The 14,489-nt window shown below is 51.2% G+C and carries 14 protein-coding genes and 1 pseudogene; 12 read left to right on the forward strand and 3 right to left on the reverse strand.

Features of this window, described 5'->3' with window-relative positions:
• The 10 genes and pseudogenes from IAE55_RS27825 to IAE55_RS27870 all read left to right on the forward strand — a co-directional run.
• Positions 1–408, forward strand: a pseudogene (locus tag IAE55_RS27825) (hypothetical protein); the annotation flags it as partial.
• The gene (locus tag IAE55_RS27830; protein WP_200634453.1) at positions 409–2,316 is read left to right on the forward strand and encodes an ATPase, T2SS/T4P/T4SS family; all 1,908 of its coding nucleotides are present in this window, start codon (positions 409–411) and stop codon (positions 2,314–2,316) included.
• A complete protein-coding gene (locus IAE55_RS27835) occupies positions 2,306–4,381 on the forward strand; it encodes a hypothetical protein (RefSeq protein WP_200634454.1) in 2,076 nt (691 codons plus the stop codon). The genes IAE55_RS27830 and IAE55_RS27835 overlap by 11 nt, the downstream gene beginning before the upstream one ends.
• 14 nt (positions 4,382–4,395) lie before the next feature.
• Complete coding sequence (locus IAE55_RS27840) at positions 4,396–4,878, forward strand: ABC transporter permease (protein WP_116229876.1); 483 nt, start codon at positions 4,396–4,398, stop codon at positions 4,876–4,878.
• 29 nt (positions 4,879–4,907) lie between these two features.
• On the forward strand, positions 4,908–5,321 hold the full coding sequence (locus IAE55_RS27845) for a hypothetical protein (RefSeq protein ID WP_200634455.1): 414 nt from the start codon (positions 4,908–4,910) through the stop codon (positions 5,319–5,321).
• Positions 5,314–5,868 carry a hypothetical protein gene (locus IAE55_RS27850; protein ID WP_200634456.1) on the forward strand — a complete coding sequence of 185 codons (555 nt, stop codon included), beginning with the start codon at positions 5,314–5,316 and terminating at the stop codon, positions 5,866–5,868. The genes IAE55_RS27845 and IAE55_RS27850 overlap by 8 nt, the downstream gene beginning before the upstream one ends.
• Positions 5,855–6,847, forward strand: a complete 993-nt coding sequence (locus IAE55_RS27855) for a hypothetical protein (RefSeq protein WP_145158792.1) — start codon at positions 5,855–5,857, stop codon at positions 6,845–6,847. Before IAE55_RS27850 ends, IAE55_RS27855 begins: the two co-directional genes overlap by 14 nt.
• Before the next feature lie 148 nt (positions 6,848–6,995).
• Positions 6,996–8,549 (forward strand): ABC-F family ATP-binding cassette domain-containing protein, encoded by a 1,554-nt coding sequence (locus tag IAE55_RS27860; RefSeq protein WP_105442246.1) that lies wholly within the window; start codon positions 6,996–6,998, stop codon positions 8,547–8,549.
• Between the two features lie 102 nt (positions 8,550–8,651).
• Entirely contained in the window at positions 8,652–9,683 is a 1,032-nt protein-coding gene (locus IAE55_RS27865) for a thiazole biosynthesis adenylyltransferase ThiF (protein WP_145158794.1), read from the forward strand.
• 147 nt (positions 9,684–9,830) lie between these two features.
• Complete coding sequence (locus IAE55_RS27870) at positions 9,831–10,520, forward strand: response regulator transcription factor (RefSeq protein ID WP_200634457.1); 690 nt, start codon at positions 9,831–9,833, stop codon at positions 10,518–10,520.
• 43 nt (positions 10,521–10,563) lie between these two features.
• Here the strand turns inward: IAE55_RS27870 and IAE55_RS27875 are convergent, their stop codons facing one another.
• A complete protein-coding gene (locus tag IAE55_RS27875; RefSeq protein WP_105442249.1) occupies positions 10,564–11,082 on the reverse strand; it encodes a C40 family peptidase in 519 nt (172 codons plus the stop codon).
• A 277-nt stretch (positions 11,083–11,359) separates the two neighbouring features.
• Positions 11,360–12,001 carry a thiamine diphosphokinase gene (locus IAE55_RS27880; protein ID WP_200634458.1) on the reverse strand — a complete coding sequence of 214 codons (642 nt, stop codon included), beginning with the start codon at positions 11,999–12,001 and terminating at the stop codon, positions 11,360–11,362.
• A gap of 178 nt (positions 12,002–12,179) precedes the next feature.
• Here IAE55_RS27880 and IAE55_RS27885 point away from each other — a divergent pair, with 178 nt between their 5' ends.
• Both IAE55_RS27885 and IAE55_RS27890 read left to right on the forward strand, forming a co-directional pair.
• Complete coding sequence (locus tag IAE55_RS27885; RefSeq protein ID WP_105442395.1) at positions 12,180–12,833, forward strand: trimeric intracellular cation channel family protein; 654 nt, start codon at positions 12,180–12,182, stop codon at positions 12,831–12,833.
• Between the two features lie 21 nt (positions 12,834–12,854).
• Positions 12,855–13,319 carry a low molecular weight protein-tyrosine-phosphatase gene (locus tag IAE55_RS27890; RefSeq protein WP_152398132.1) on the forward strand — a complete coding sequence of 155 codons (465 nt, stop codon included), beginning with the start codon at positions 12,855–12,857 and terminating at the stop codon, positions 13,317–13,319.
• Between the two features lie 196 nt (positions 13,320–13,515).
• On the opposite strand, the gene IAE55_RS27895 is transcribed toward IAE55_RS27890, so the two are convergent.
• Entirely contained in the window at positions 13,516–14,247 is a 732-nt protein-coding gene (locus IAE55_RS27895; RefSeq protein ID WP_089547883.1) for an alpha/beta hydrolase, read from the reverse strand.
• Between the last annotated feature and the right edge of the window lie 242 nt (positions 14,248–14,489).

A 14,489-nucleotide genomic window follows, 5' to 3' on the forward strand; every position in this document is an offset into this window, starting at 1 on the left:
GATCCGGGGGACGGGGCGATGCTAGAGCAGGCGGATTTGATCGTCGTCAGCCTGACGCAGAGTGTTCAGGGATTGGAACACTTTTTCAGCGGGAGACACTATCCCGACCAGTTAAAGGATAAGCCGGTTATCCTTGTCCTTGGGCGCTACGACAAAGAATCCCACTGCACGCTTCACAACATTAAACGCAGGTTCGGGTATAAGGGCATTCTTCATGGTGTTCCTTACAATACGGATTTCATGGATGCGTGGAACATGCATGGTGTCATGAACTATATGCAGCGCAGCCGCAATCTAAACGAGCGGCATCCATCGGCACACTTCTACGGCAGCATAAGGCAGCTGGCAAAAGACCTGATTAATATGCTTGAAATACCCGCTTTGAAGATGGTGGGAAGGGGAGCTTGAATGTTTTCCGGATCGCTGTTCAACATTTTGTTTATGGCAATCATTCTATTATTTGCAGCTCTTTTCATTTACTTGAGATGGCTTGATCTGCGCAAACGGCCCCCTGTAGCCGGAACAACCGGCGTTGAATTTACGATCGAAGCGATGACATCCTTCGTCAAACAGACCCTTCATGAGCTGACCCACAGTCAACTAACCGACCTGGGACTGCATGAAGAAGAATATAAACGCAGGCTGAATCAGCGCAGTGAGCTGCGCAAAGCGCTTAAGAACTGCATTTCCGGAGATGTTCATGAAAAGCAATACGTGAAGCAGTTTATGGCCGATTTGCTGGTCAAAAGTTATGGCGTGACGGAGGGCAACATAGACCAGGCGATTCCGTTTGCGGATCCGAGGCTTTTGAACGTACAGGATCAATTCGAAATCATCTTTTATTTATACAAACTGCAGTATGGCCAGGACGCGCTGTCGATGATGCTCGAATTGCACGGTCTAGCCGAACTGCGCGTGCTTCCTGGTTATGGCGATGAGCCAGTTTATGCTGTAACCGCCAGCGATGTGGAACAAATGTATGCCAATGAATCCCGAAGTCTAACGTTTTCGGAGAAGCTGGAGATTGTCGTTCAGCGTATTTACCAGCAGTTTAAAGGGTTTTCGGTCATCGATGAGCTCCGGGATCAGCGGATTGACGGCGTCAGCGGCGGTGTGAGCGGTATTTTGGCTGATGAGTCATTCGCCGCCTCCTATGGACTGGACCCGCTGCGTATGCTGCAAGCTTCGGTTCAGCCGGAACGTAAAGCCAGAATGACCGAAAGTGTGTGGATATTTTACAGGGGCAAAACGATTCATATGGCCTGTCTGTCCTTCGGGACAGAGCTTGAGCTGAAGCGTGTCTGCCAGAACATTTATAAATACAATCACCCCGGCCAGCTCTCGGAAGCAAACGGCTACAAAGTAAACGAAATGAAGGACGGGTCGCGCGTCGTGGTGGTTAGGCCGCCGTTTTCGGAGTCATGGGCTTTTTTCGTCCGTAAGTTTGACATCCGCAGCGCGACGCTGGAGCAGCTGGTCACCGGGGACAACGCCCAGCTTCCGATCCAAATGCTGCGCTATCTCATGAAAGGGAGCCGAATTACGGCCATCACGGGGGCCCAGGGCTCGGGTAAAACGACGCTGCTGATGGCGATGATCGAGCATATCTACCCGACCTATACACTCCGGGTGCAGGAAATGGCGTTCGAGCTCCACCTCCGGAAGATCTACAGCCGCAGGAACATTTTATCGTTCCGGGAGACAGATCGCATTACCGGTCAGGAAGGATTGGACCTTCAGAAAAAGACGGACGGCACGGTCAATATATTGGGCGAGGTGGCCAGCGACGGGGTTTCCTCCTGGATGATCCAAATGTCCCAGGTCGCCAGCTTGTTTACCGTATTTACGCATCACGCCAAGACGTTTCGCGATTTGATCTTCTCCCTGCGGAATTCCCTGCTGAAGAGCGGCGTGTTTCACCATGAGGCCGTTGCTGAACAGCAGGTGGTTCAAGTCATCAACTTTGACATTCATTTGAAACGGGATGCTGCCGGCAAACGGTACATCGAACGGATTACCGAATGCATCCCCAAGGAGAAGGAGCCGCTGGGCATGATTGAAGGGGGCACCCACGGGAGCATCAGGAAGATGCTAGGCCACTTCATGGAAATGCAGGCGGAATATTACCGCCGCGTTCATGACCAGAGCTCCTTTTCCTCCCGGAACATCATCGAGTTTCGCGACGGAGGATATGTGGCCGCAGAACCCATTTCCGAGAGGAACTTCAGGGAAATGGCCGAGCAGATGAGTGTGGAAGATGCGGTCATGTTCAAGGATTTTACTCAGACGAACTGGGGGAATGGATATGGGAGTTAGGCGTCTGCTGTTCCTGGTCCTGATCATTTCTCTGGCGTTGTTTGCGGTAGTCAATGCCGTCATGATGTGGCTGAATAACAGGGCGCGGCGGAACCGGCTGGAGCTGCTGAGCGATCCTGCGCGTCCGAAGGATGAATTGATGCTGCGCAAACGATGGCAGCAATTTCTTCAAACCGCTTATATCGTAGGTTGTTCTGTACCGCTTCTTTCAGCCTATATCCGAAAAGTAAGGAAACGGGTAAGCGGCGTTCATGCGTATGAGGAATTTTATCTCCGCCATGAGGTCATGAAGGTTACGCTTTCCATACTGGGGACACTGGGCATTTCAGTTGCGGTGCTGTTTCTGCTGAACCCCAGCTTAAGTTTCCTTCTGCTGGTTCTGCTTACTGCGGTGGTGATCAACAGCCTGTTGATCGACATGGTGGTTAACCGGCTGGAGCGCCGGCTGCTCGTCCAAATGCTCGATCTGTTCTCGGACATCCGCCACCGGTATCATCAGCACGGGATGGTAGATGAAGCGCTGCAGGAGGCGGCTGAATCGGCAGAGGACGAGGCAGGCCTTCATACCCGAAAAATTGCCGAGGCGCTGATCAGCAACAACCCTTCTGAAGAATTGGAGAAGTACTATGAAGCTGCACCCAACCGCTTTTTAAAAGCATTTGCCGGTATTTCCTACATGATCATGGAATTTGGAGACAAGGTGAAGGAGCATGGCTCCATCTATTTGCAGGGACTTAGCGGGCTGACGAAGGAAATCCATCTGGAAATTTTGCGGCGAAGCAAGCTCGATTATCTGTTAAAAGGCCTCAACGTGATCGCGTTAGTTCCCCTGTTTTTTACCAAACCGATCGAGCGATGGGCCAGAAGCAGCTTTCCGGCGATGGATGAGTTTTATATGAGCAAGCTTGGGTATGCGGCCAAAATTCTCATATATATCGTGATTATCCTTTCGTTTGTTTTGCTGCAAAAGCTTCAGCAGAATGATGAAACTACATACCGGGCGGGAAGAAACAGCCGCCCATGGGAGAAAGCAATCTCGCGTGTTCCGTTATTCCGGGTAATGGCCGCATGGGCCGCCCCCCATCCGGGAAGCGCTGATTATTCCAAAGTGGTCCGCTTGATGAAGGAAACCGGAACCGAGCTGACCTATGAATGGTTTTACATCCGGCGGGTCGTCTACAGCCTCATCGTGTTTGCGGTTACGCTGACGATGACATTGTATCTTCATCAGATGTCCAGGCATCACATTATGTACGATCCGGTGGTTCAGGACAGCTTCTTCGGGCAGACGACCATCACCCAGCAAGAGGAAGCCAAGCGTCTCAGCAGCCGGGACCTAGAGGTCATGAGAAGGGTGAACATGTCGCCGGAAGCTACCTATGCGGAGATTGCCGAACAGCTGCAGCAGGCTGAAAGCAAAGGTCTCGGCAAAGACGAGCTTGTAGACTCGGCTAACCGGATCCTCGGCAAGCTTCAGGCTTATCACAACGAGTATTTTAAATGGTGGGAGCTTGTGTTGTGCCTCTTCGCCGGCATGCTTGGATACGAATGGCCTTTCTGGCTGCTTCTGTTCCAGAGAAAGCTCCGCTATATGGACATGCGGCATGAAGTCTACCAGTACCAGACCGTCATTTCGATGCTGAGGGAGATGGACCGGATTTCGGTGGAGGAAATTTTGGAGTGGATGGACCGTTTTGCCGTCATATTCAAAATTCCGATTCAGAAGTGTCTCATCCATTATGACCACGGAGGGGAAATGGCTCTCCAGCAATTGAAGGAGGAGGTGCGGTTCACCGAGTTTCAAAGAATCGTGGACAAGCTGCTCCTTTCCGTGGAGAAAATACCGATCAGCCAGGCTTTCGACGATTTGGAAGGCGAGATGTCCTTTTATTTTGAGCAGCGAAAACAGGATTATGAGCGGATCATTGATACAAAAGCGGGTCTTGGCAGGCTGATCGGCTTTGCACCCATGTACTCCTTGATTTTCATCTATTTGGTCATCCCGCTGATTGCGATGAGCTTCATGCAGATGAACATCTACTACGAGCAAATTCAAAAAATATAAGGAGATGTAAACCTATGAACAACGCGTCCAGTGCATTAAAAGTAGCCGCAGGCATTTTTCTGACGATCGCACTCATTACGATTGTCGTCATCCTGTTTATATCGGCGCAGGAAGCTACAAAAACCGCGCAAAACAATTTCTCGGACATCCAGACCGAGCTGTCCCAGGCTTCGTTTACGGTTTACGACGGAACAAGCATCAGCGGTTCCCAGGTGACGAATGCACTGCGAAAGTTCAAGGATAAGGACCAATTCGGCATTTTGGTGAAAACGGGCAAAAACAGGCAGGGTCAGTGGTACGGCAATCAGCTCAACATCAGCGCCGATATTGCGAGCGACAATTACGGTTCGGTGATCAATACAGGGCAGCGTGTAGGAAACTTGACGCAAACCGCCAACGAGTCCAGCAATGAGTATGTCAATCCAAGCGGAAAGTTTAAGGCAAGCATCGTGAAGGACAGCTCCAATGTGGTACGGGGACTTATATTTGAGCAGTAGGCAGTGACGGTGAAGGAGTGGCTTAGGTTATGAATCAGCATGCAGAAAGCATGATTTCCGTCAGTATAGCCTTCATTTTGTTTATCAGCGCCTGCATCATCGCTCTAGGCTTAACGGGAGAACTGAACCGTGCCGTGAACGGGGCAGGGAGCGCCGCCCAGGGACAGTTGAGAAGCGTACAGCCCGTTTTGGAAGCATCGCATGCGAATTGGGTAAGCGGCTCTCAAGTTGTGTTCAGTATGATGGGGCTTAACGATCCGGGTGTCCGGATTTCGGTAGACGGTGCAATTGTTCCCGGAGGTCCAGGGGAGGATGGGTTTGATTTCTCAATGATCGAGACCGGCGCGCTCTACTCCGTTGCTTATGAGTGGGACGGCTCCGGCGTCCTGACAGGCATCTATTTTGCGAAGTCGGAGAATAGGGAGGAGACCAGCCATGAGTAACGCCATCTCGAAGTTTGCGGCGGTGCTGCTGGCCGTGGTCGTCATGTATATTTATCCGGCAGCGGAAGCTTCGCAGCGGCAGGACGACCTGTCCCGCATCGTCGTCTATAATGCAGTGACGCAGTTCGTGGATGCCGTAAGGAACAAGGGCTATATCAGTCCGGTGATGTATGAGCAATTTCTGGAAGAAATTCAGACGACGGGTAACGAGTTCGACGTGCAGATGGAGCATCTTCACAAGAAATATCATCCTGAATATATCGACGCGGCTGATCCGGGTACGTTTCAAAACAAGTTCAGTACCGTTTATGACGGATATTATACCTCTGACATTATGAATCATATATTTCCCAACACTACGGTTCCCAAAGACGATGAATCGAGAGTCTACAAGCTCACGGCCGGAGACTTTTTTAAAGTTACGGTCAAAAATGTGAACCGGACGGCGGGAACGGTGATGTTCGATTTCGTTACAGGGGCATTGACCGGTGAGGCCGCAGTGATCGCTTTTCCGTATGGAGGCATGGTACTTAATGAAGATTACTGATTTTTGCCTCGTATTCATCGTCATATTCTTTCCGGTCTTTTTGATCGTGGGTTACCATGTTCAGGATCAGCGGAATGTTCGTTTTACCGAGCTGAAGTACGTTACAGCCTTGAGAACAGCGGCTCAGGACGCGGGGAGCATGCTGAACGTCAATGAGCGGCAGGAGTTTGAGTCAGGCTACGGCTCGGCGAAATTTTTTAAAGCGGATAAGGAGCTGGCCCTTGATACGTTTTACTATACACTGTATGCCAATTTGGGGATCGAAGAAGACGCGGCTGCCCAGGAGGTGCTGGACCGTTACATTCCGGCCGTAGTTGTGATCGATTACGACGGATACTGGGTGTACGCGATGGAGGAATATAAGGGAGCTGACGGCATGGCATATGCCAAGCATCTATGGCTTCCGAAAAAGCCGTATAGTTACAGCGACCGGGCAGGCAATCTGGTCCATTTTACGCTCGATAATGTCGTAGAAGCTTATCAAGCCGGCTCGGGCACTTGGATCAGGGGACTTCAAAGGGAGCTCGGACCGACTTCGTCCATTCCTTTGCTGCAAGATGGGGTCCGGTATGAGCAGGTAAGAAGAACGACCATCGTTCAGGCGGTCGAGGACGACCTGGCCAATGTCATTAACAGGCATAATGAAAAGGCAGTCCGAAACGGCGCATCCTACGTATTTACGCTTCCGCTCATTTCACAGGAGGAGTGGAATAACTCGATCGACGATATTGGCATCTTGGCGTTTATCCAAGGCATCCCTATCGGCGAGCAAGCATTGAACAATTACGCGCTGGGCAGCGGGAGATTGGTCAAGTCGACCGTTATCAAGGCGGGGGTGGATCACCGAACAGGTATCCGTTATTATTCCAGAGGTGATTGTGCCGATGATTTGGACGCTGCGGAGACCTTTACGAGCGCCAAAGAAGCGGCTGCAAACGGCTATTTTGAGAAACCGTGCACACGGGCTTTCGAGCCGTAATGGTTTCTTCAATTAAGAAACAATGATTTCGTGGATTTCTGTTTTACGGCTGGCTCCTTCTTATGATAAAATGATGTCTTGAATGTCATTTCAATGACTTGATGCTAAAATTGAATTTTTATCATAGATAGGAGCGCAAAAAGCAGCTATGAGCTTATTGACAGTCGAAAACGTCTCCCACAATTTCGGGGATCGCACGTTGTTTAAAAACGTATCCTTCCGTCTCCTGGCCGGCGAACATGTAGGACTCGTCGGTGCTAACGGTGTCGGAAAGTCAACCTTGATGAATATTTTGACGGGACAGCTGCTGAAGGACAACGGCAAGGTGGAATGGACGCCGAAGGTCCGCTACGGCTATCTGGACCAGCATACGAAGCTGACGCCGGGCAAGACGATCCGCGATGTGCTTAAGGATGCCTTCCTGCCGCTGCTGGAGCTGGAAAAAGAGATGATGGAGATCACCGAGAAAATGGCCGATGCGTCTCCCGAAGAGCTGGAGCTGCTGCTTGAGCAGATGGGCGATATTCAGGAACAGCTGGATATCGGCGATTTCTACATGCTCGACGTCAAAGTGGAAGAGATGGCAAACGGTCTTGGCCTTAATGCGATTGGGCTGGACCGGGACGTGGCCGCCCTCAGCGGTGGTCAGCGCACCAAGGTGCTGCTGGCCAAGCTGCTGCTCGAGAAACCGACCGTTCTTCTTCTCGACGAGCCAACCAACTATTTGGACGTGGAGCATATCGAGTGGCTGACCCAGTATCTGAAAGATTATCCGCATGCCTTTATCTTGATCTCCCACGACACGGAATTCATGAACCAGGTCGTCGATGTGATTTACCATCTGGAATTCGCTAAACTGACCCGGTATTCGGCCAATTACGAGAAGTTTTTGGAGATGGCGGATATTTCAAAAAATCAGCACATCGACGCCTATGAGAAGCAGCAGGAATTTATCAAGAAGCAGGAAGACTTTATCCAGCGGAATAAGGCGCGTTATTCGACCTCCGGCCGGGCGAAGAGCCGGGAGAAGCAGCTGGAGCGCATCGAGCGGATCGATCGTCCGGAAGAAGCGGCCAAGCCGGTGTTTAACTTTAAAGAGGCACGGGCCAGCGGCAAGACGGTGTTTGAAGGGATCGATTTCGAGATCGGTTATACCCACGCCCTGCTTCCCAAAATGAGCATGACGATTGAACGCGGAGAAAAAATCGCTATCGTCGGCTGCAACGGCGTCGGCAAATCGACGCTCCTGAAGACGATCATGGGTAAAATCCCGCCGATCAGCGGCAAAACGTACCTTGGCGATTTTCTGTATCCGGCCTACTTTGAGCAGGAAGTCCGCCCCGGCAACATCACGCCGATTGACGACGTATGGAATGAGTTCTCGTCTTTGAACCAGCACGAAGTCCGTGCTCACTTGGCCCGCTGCGGCCTGAAGAACGAGCACATTACGCGTCCGCTCAATATGCTCAGCGGCGGCGAGCAGGCAAAGGTCCGATTGTGCAAGCTGATGATGCGTGAAGCGAACTGGATCCTTTTTGACGAGCCGACAAACCATCTTGACGTCGTGGCCAAAGCCGAGCTGAAGCGCGCCCTTCAGGAATTTAAGGGGACGGTGCTGCTCGTTTCCCACGAACCGGATTTTTATGAGGATTGGGTCACCAAAATTTGGAACGTAGAAGAGTGGTCCGCACAGCGGGCTTAACTGCCTTGTAAATATCGAGCACTCGCAGCAAACAATAACCAAAAGCATATCATAGCCGCTTTCCTTCGGGATTGCGGCTTTTTATGAAAGGAATGATGAGCGATGCAACATACAGGAGACCGTTACTCCCGGCAGGAGCGGTTTGCCCCTTTGGGCAGGGAAGGCCAGCAGAGGCTGGCGGGCAGCCACGTTCTCATTATTGGCGCGGGGGCGCTCGGCACTTCGATCGCCGAGACGCTGGCCCGTTCCGGGGTGGGCCATCTCACGATCGCCGACAGGGATTACGTGGAATGGAGCAATCTTCAGCGGCAGCAGCTGTTTTCCGAGGAAGACGCCCAGCGGCGGCTGCCGAAGGCGGTAGCGGCCAAGCAGCGCCTGGAGGCGATCAATTCGGAGATTGTCATCGACAGCCATATTATGGACGTACGCGTCGATGAACTGGAGGAGCTGGTCCGCGGAGTGGATCTGATCATGGACGGTACCGATAATTTCGATACCCGTCTACTGATCAACGATCTCGCCCACAAGCATGACCTTCCCTGGATATATGGGGGCTGTGTCGGCAGCTATGGCATCACCTACACCATTCTCCCCGGCAAGACGCCCTGTCTGAACTGCTTGCTGGGCACTGTCCCGCTCGGTGGAGACACCTGCGACACAGCGGGCATCATTCCACAGGCTGTACAGATGGTGACGGCCCACCAGACTACGGAGGCTATGAAGCTATTAAGCGGGCATCCCGAGGCGCTATCGAACAAACTGGTGTCCTTTGACCTTTGGCGCAACGAGTGGATCACGATCGGCGTAGACCATGCGAAAATGGAGGATTGCCCGACCTGTGGACATCAGCGGACGTACCCCTACCTGTCAGCCTCAAATCTGGAGAAAACCGACGTGCTCTGCGGGCGCGACACCGTTCAGATCCGTCCAGGAAGCAAGCGGTCCCTTGATTTGGCGGAAACAGCCGACAGGCTGGCCAAGCTTGGAGAGGGTATCGTCGACGCCAACCCTTTTCTGGTATCATTTCAATTGGAATCGAAGCGGATGGTCATCTTTGCCGACGGGAGGGTGCTGGTGCACGGCACCAAGGATATTCCCGAGGCCAGGTCGCTGTATCATCGGTATTTTGGGTAAAAGGCATCATTTTCAAATTCAGACCATTCCGTATTCCGGAATGGTTTTTTATTTTGTGGCCACCCTAAAAGGAAACAATCGGCGTGCTCGCCGGAGCAAGCGGTTCTGACCGCACATTATCAATACTAAAAAAGTCGGTGGGCTGACATGCACGAAAGCATCCTGGCTATGGGACTGGCGATGGACAGTGAGGTCGTTGATGCTCTTCTGGAAGAGCGGTTCGAAATATATATTGCCGGGGACGAAGAAGAAGCTGCTCAATACGCGCGCAGCCATCCGGTCGACCTGCTGCTCATGGATTTGACCGGTTCCGCTGTGCCTTTAACCCGGCTCATTCGCACCGTCCAGCGTGAGCAGAAGGGCCGGCGGTTCCCTGCCGTCGTTTTGACGCAGTCCGATATGGACCTTCCTGTGTCCAGGCTTTTCCGTGCAGGCGCCAACGACGTGCTGAAAAAGCCTGCCGACACCGACGAACTGCTGGCCCGGATCCGCAATTTGCTGTCGCTGTTCGGGCTGATCGAAGAACAGTACGGACAGACGGTCACGATTGCCGACCTGGATATCGAACCCAAGAGCCGGACGGTAACGCGCGGTGGAATCCCTATTGAACTGACCGCAAAAGAATATGACCTGCTGCTGTACCTGGCCAGGCACGTGAACCAAGTGTGCAGCCGTGAGGACATCTTGAAGTATGTATGGGAATTCGAATTTCATATGGTGACCAATGTCGTGGATGTATATATCCGGCATTTGAGGAAAAAGGTTGACCGCGGATTTAAGCAAAAACTGATTCACACCGTGCGCGGAGTGGGTTATATAATAAAAGAAGGCCAATAGTCCTACAGGACTACCAGCCTTCCACGTTGATGTCTATTATAACCTACAGTACGCGGCGTGCTTTCAGATAAGTTCTCTTCCAGTTGCCGGAGTTCAGATCGGAAATCGTTACGCCGGGAGAACCGTACGTGTGCAGAATTTTACCGTTGCCGGCATATACCGCCACGTGAGTTACGTTATGTCCGTTGGCTCTGCTGCCGCTGGAGAAGAACACAAGATCTCCGGGCTTCAGGTTTGCTTTCGATACGGCTTTTCCGACTTTGGATTGCGCCACAGAAGTACGCGGCAAGTTTACACCGTACTTCTTAAAGATATGCTTCATAAAAGAAGAGCAGTCAAAATTTCTTGTTGTGCTGGTCGAAGCACCGAACTTGTATGGAGTACCCATATATTGTTTTCCGTAATTTACGACTTTTTGTCCAGTAGTTGTCGATGTCGTTGCAACTTGAGTATTAGCTGCAGAGGCTTCCGTTACCTGTGCGCTCGTTGCGATCATTCCACCAAAACCTATAGATGCACATAACCCTACGGTTACTACTTTTTGGATCAGTTGTTTGTTCATGTTGTATTACCTCCAAATTTCGTTTTCTCTCAAGCTCGTCTCCGAGTATAACAGCTTTGAAACAACCTAAATTCTGGATGATGTGTAACAAAACGTTGTGGCTGTAAGAGAAATGGGCTTTTATTAAAAAACGATTAAAAGTTACAAAAAATTAAGAAATACATCTACCCATCCTTGTAGCAAATAAAAAAACCCTTGATAAACAAGGGTTTTCATCGTTTTTTGCAACATTTCATTTCGGTTACAAAATTGTTGTCAAACAAAAGCTGCTGCTATTTTAATCATTGCTTTGGATGACCAGAAGGAGTCCGCCTTCCACGGTGATTGTGCCTTGGGAATCGGTTAATTGGTTGCTGATGCCGAGGGATTCTCCCATTTTAAGCGTGGCGTTGTCCAAGGGGTATTGAAATCCTGTTAATGTAATTCCGGTCACTTCGGGGGTCATGGGCAGCAGGGAAACATACTTGTACCCTCTCTCCTGGACCTCAATGGAAGAGCCGGTGAGTGTCATATAATTGTTACGGTCCAGCAGGGCGCAGGAGATATGGTGCTGCAATACCCGGTTCATCATCTGGATATTGGCTAACGTGTGGTCGAGCCTCGACCCTGTTACCCCCATCAGCAGAATGATATCCGGCTGTTCTTTGATGGCAAGGTCCAGCGCAAGCTCCGTATCGGTCAAATCCTTGTCGATGGGATCGCAATCGATGAGCTGCTTGCTGCCGCTTCTAACCTTTTGCAAATCGGCCGGAGATATGGAGTCAAAATCGCCTACAGCCAGATCAGGCTTATAATTGTTTTCTATTAAAAATAACGCTCCACGGTCGGCACCGATCAAAAAGTCGGAAGGCCTGATTTCCTTCAAGTACTGCTTGTGCAGATCGCCTCCGGAAAAGATCAATACCCGTTTCTGTTCCATCCTGTTTACCTCCGATTGTCGCATTGACGGCTCTTGGCAAGCCCTTTAATTCGCTGTTTATCGAAAGGGCTTGGAAGTTATTCTAGTATAAATCAGAATAGATGGTTGCACAATTCGGCCGACAGCGGCTACAATGGATGACAGCATATGTTAGGGAGAGGTCAGAAAGAAAGTGGACATGCACGTTTTTGAACTATTCAGCATGATCGGAACCATCGCTTTCGCCATGTCCGGTGCGCTCGTAGCCATGGAGGAAGAGTACGACATTTTGGGAATCTTGGTTCTCGGCCTGGTGACTGCTTTCGGCGGCGGGGTCATCCGCAATGTACTGATCGGTGTGCCGGTGACGACGCTTTGGAGCCAGGGACTGCTGATCAAATTGGCGGTCGTGGCGGTGATCGTCGCTTTCCTGCTGCCTGTAAACTGGATCAGGCATTGGAAGAGGGCGGAGGCGCTGCTGGATGCGGTGGGATTGTCAGCCTTCGCGATCCAAGGCGCATTGTATGCAGCCAACATGCATCATCCGCTCAGCGCGGTCGTTGTTGCCGCCGTGTTGACGGGCATTGGGGGAGGAATTATCCGGGACCTGCTCGCCGGAAGGAAGCCGCTTGTGCTTCGAGATGAGATATATGCCGTGTGGGCGATGCTGGCCGGGGTAGCCATCGGACTGCATTGGATCCAGACTACACTGGAAGTGATCGTTTTGTTTGCGGCGGTGGTGGTGTTCCGGATGCTGTCTGTTTTTTATAAATGGAAGCTCCCGCGGCGTTCGCTGCAGCCATCTGCCCTACAGCCCGTCATCCGAGACGAACGGCACAAGGAATCAGCATAAAGCTAGGAGGACGAGACTTACATGATTTCCGTTTTATTTGTTTGTTTGGGCAACATTTGCCGCTCACCGATGGCTGAGGCGATCTTGAGACATAAAGTGGGCGAGGCAGGGCTGGAAGGAAAGATCAACGTGGATTCCGCAGGCACGGGTGACTGGCACCTCGGCAAGATTCCGCATGAAGGAACCCGGCGGATGCTGGATCAGTACAAGATCAGTTATGCGGGAATGAAGGCGAGGCAGGTCGCGAGCAGCGATTTCGAAACCTTCGACTATATCGTCTGCATGGATGACAGCAACGCGGCGAACCTGCGCAAGCTTCCGGGGGGAGAACAGGCGACCGTCCTGAAGTTCATGGACCTGCTGCCGGATCATGAGCTTCGCGAAGTGCCGGACCCTTATTATACGGGGAATTTCGAGCAGGTTTACGAATTGATGGACGCGGGCTGCCAGGTACTTTTGGACAAAATATGCCAAGAAAAGCTATAATAGAAAAGACACGCCCGAACGAGGCAATGATCAAAAAGGAAAGCGGCAGGCGCACTGCCGTTTTTTCAGGCTGGAATTGAAAGCGTAACCACTTGCGGGGATAAAAAAAGGTGAACGTCGGCTGAGCTGTGGCTGCTGCATTAGCATTCATACCGGAACATGTTCACCTTTGTGCTGTTCAATAGAGGGTAATGGGTCAGGCGCGAAGAAAATAGAGCAGTGCATCCGGCAGTTCTTTTTGCCAGAAGCCCCAAATATGCTTGCCATCTTTCTCGGTATACCGAACGGTTGCGCCGCGGTCCAACAGCAGTTCTTTCATGCTTCGGTTAATCTCGACGAAGTTGTAGACTCCAAGGTCGCTCTCGAAATGGGTTTCCTGCAGGCCGACGATCATGTAGACATCGAGCCAGGACAAGTCATCGTTTTCGGCTACGATTTCCTGGGTGTCCGTATAGTAAGCGCCGGACAAGCTGATAATCCGGTGAAACATCTCCGGATAGTTCATAGCCAGGTGGAGCGAAACGCATCCTCCCAGCGAGTCGCCGGCCAGCACGCGCTGCCCGGGGTCTTGCCGCACGGGATATTTTTGCTCGATGAAGGGAATAATTTCTTCGGCAAAGCACCGGGTGTAGGCCTCGAACCGGCTGCCGAACGGCGCGTATTCTTCGGTTCGCACGGAGGTGTCGACCTCGACGCCTACGACGATGAAGGGTTCGGCGAGATCGTCCAGAATCAGCTGATTGGCGATGGTCGCGATCCGGCCGAAATTAAAAAATTCCTCTCCATCCTGGCAGTAGACGACCGGATAGCTGACGACCTCGTGGTAGCCGGGCGGCAGATAAACGCGCAGGTTACGGCTTTCATTCAAAAAGCGGCTCTCCAGTTGTTCCTTGTGAATGGTTCGTTTCAAGTATTTTGAATCCGTCATTCATGATCACCTTTCGTGCGGTTAATTTTTGCAATCGGGAAAACAATAAGTTACTATAACCCATGTTTGCCGATTTTGTACCTGTTTCAGTCAAAGCACTCTGCCTGTTATACAAAATACATTCGCCTGTTATACATACAAAGCGCAAATATTTTGAAATTTAATCCGCAATAGCTTTGACGAAACGAATAAAACAGGTGTATAATAATTCTATAACAGCGGAACTTGATATTCAAATTTTT

Source organism: Paenibacillus sp. S28 (assembly GCF_016624415.1).
Lineage (GTDB): Bacteria > Bacillota > Bacilli > Paenibacillales > Paenibacillaceae > Paenibacillus_AQ > Paenibacillus_AQ favisporus.

Coding starts and splice junctions, on each gene's coding strand:
- IAE55_RS27870 (WP_200634457.1), top strand. CDS start 9,831: ATGCACGAAAGCATCCTGGCTATGGGACTGGCGATGGACAGTGAGGTC.
- IAE55_RS27840 (WP_116229876.1), top strand. CDS start 4,396: ATGAACAACGCGTCCAGTGCATTAAAAGTAGCCGCAGGCATTTTTCTG.
- IAE55_RS27890 (WP_152398132.1), top strand. CDS start 12,855: ATGATTTCCGTTTTATTTGTTTGTTTGGGCAACATTTGCCGCTCACCG.
- IAE55_RS27880 (WP_200634458.1), bottom strand. CDS start 12,001: ATGGAACAGAAACGGGTATTGATCTTTTCCGGAGGCGATCTGCACAAG.
- IAE55_RS27895 (WP_089547883.1), bottom strand. CDS start 14,247: ATGACGGATTCAAAATACTTGAAACGAACCATTCACAAGGAACAACTG.
- IAE55_RS27875 (WP_105442249.1), bottom strand. CDS start 11,082: ATGAACAAACAACTGATCCAAAAAGTAGTAACCGTAGGGTTATGTGCA.
- IAE55_RS27855 (WP_145158792.1), top strand. CDS start 5,855: ATGAAGATTACTGATTTTTGCCTCGTATTCATCGTCATATTCTTTCCG.
- IAE55_RS27865 (WP_145158794.1), top strand. CDS start 8,652: ATGCAACATACAGGAGACCGTTACTCCCGGCAGGAGCGGTTTGCCCCT.
- IAE55_RS27860 (WP_105442246.1), top strand. CDS start 6,996: ATGAGCTTATTGACAGTCGAAAACGTCTCCCACAATTTCGGGGATCGC.
- IAE55_RS27850 (WP_200634456.1), top strand. CDS start 5,314: ATGAGTAACGCCATCTCGAAGTTTGCGGCGGTGCTGCTGGCCGTGGTC.
- IAE55_RS27830 (WP_200634453.1), top strand. CDS start 409: ATGTTTTCCGGATCGCTGTTCAACATTTTGTTTATGGCAATCATTCTA.
- IAE55_RS27885 (WP_105442395.1), top strand. CDS start 12,180: ATGCACGTTTTTGAACTATTCAGCATGATCGGAACCATCGCTTTCGCC.
- IAE55_RS27835 (WP_200634454.1), top strand. CDS start 2,306: ATGGGAGTTAGGCGTCTGCTGTTCCTGGTCCTGATCATTTCTCTGGCG.
- IAE55_RS27845 (WP_200634455.1), top strand. CDS start 4,908: ATGAATCAGCATGCAGAAAGCATGATTTCCGTCAGTATAGCCTTCATT.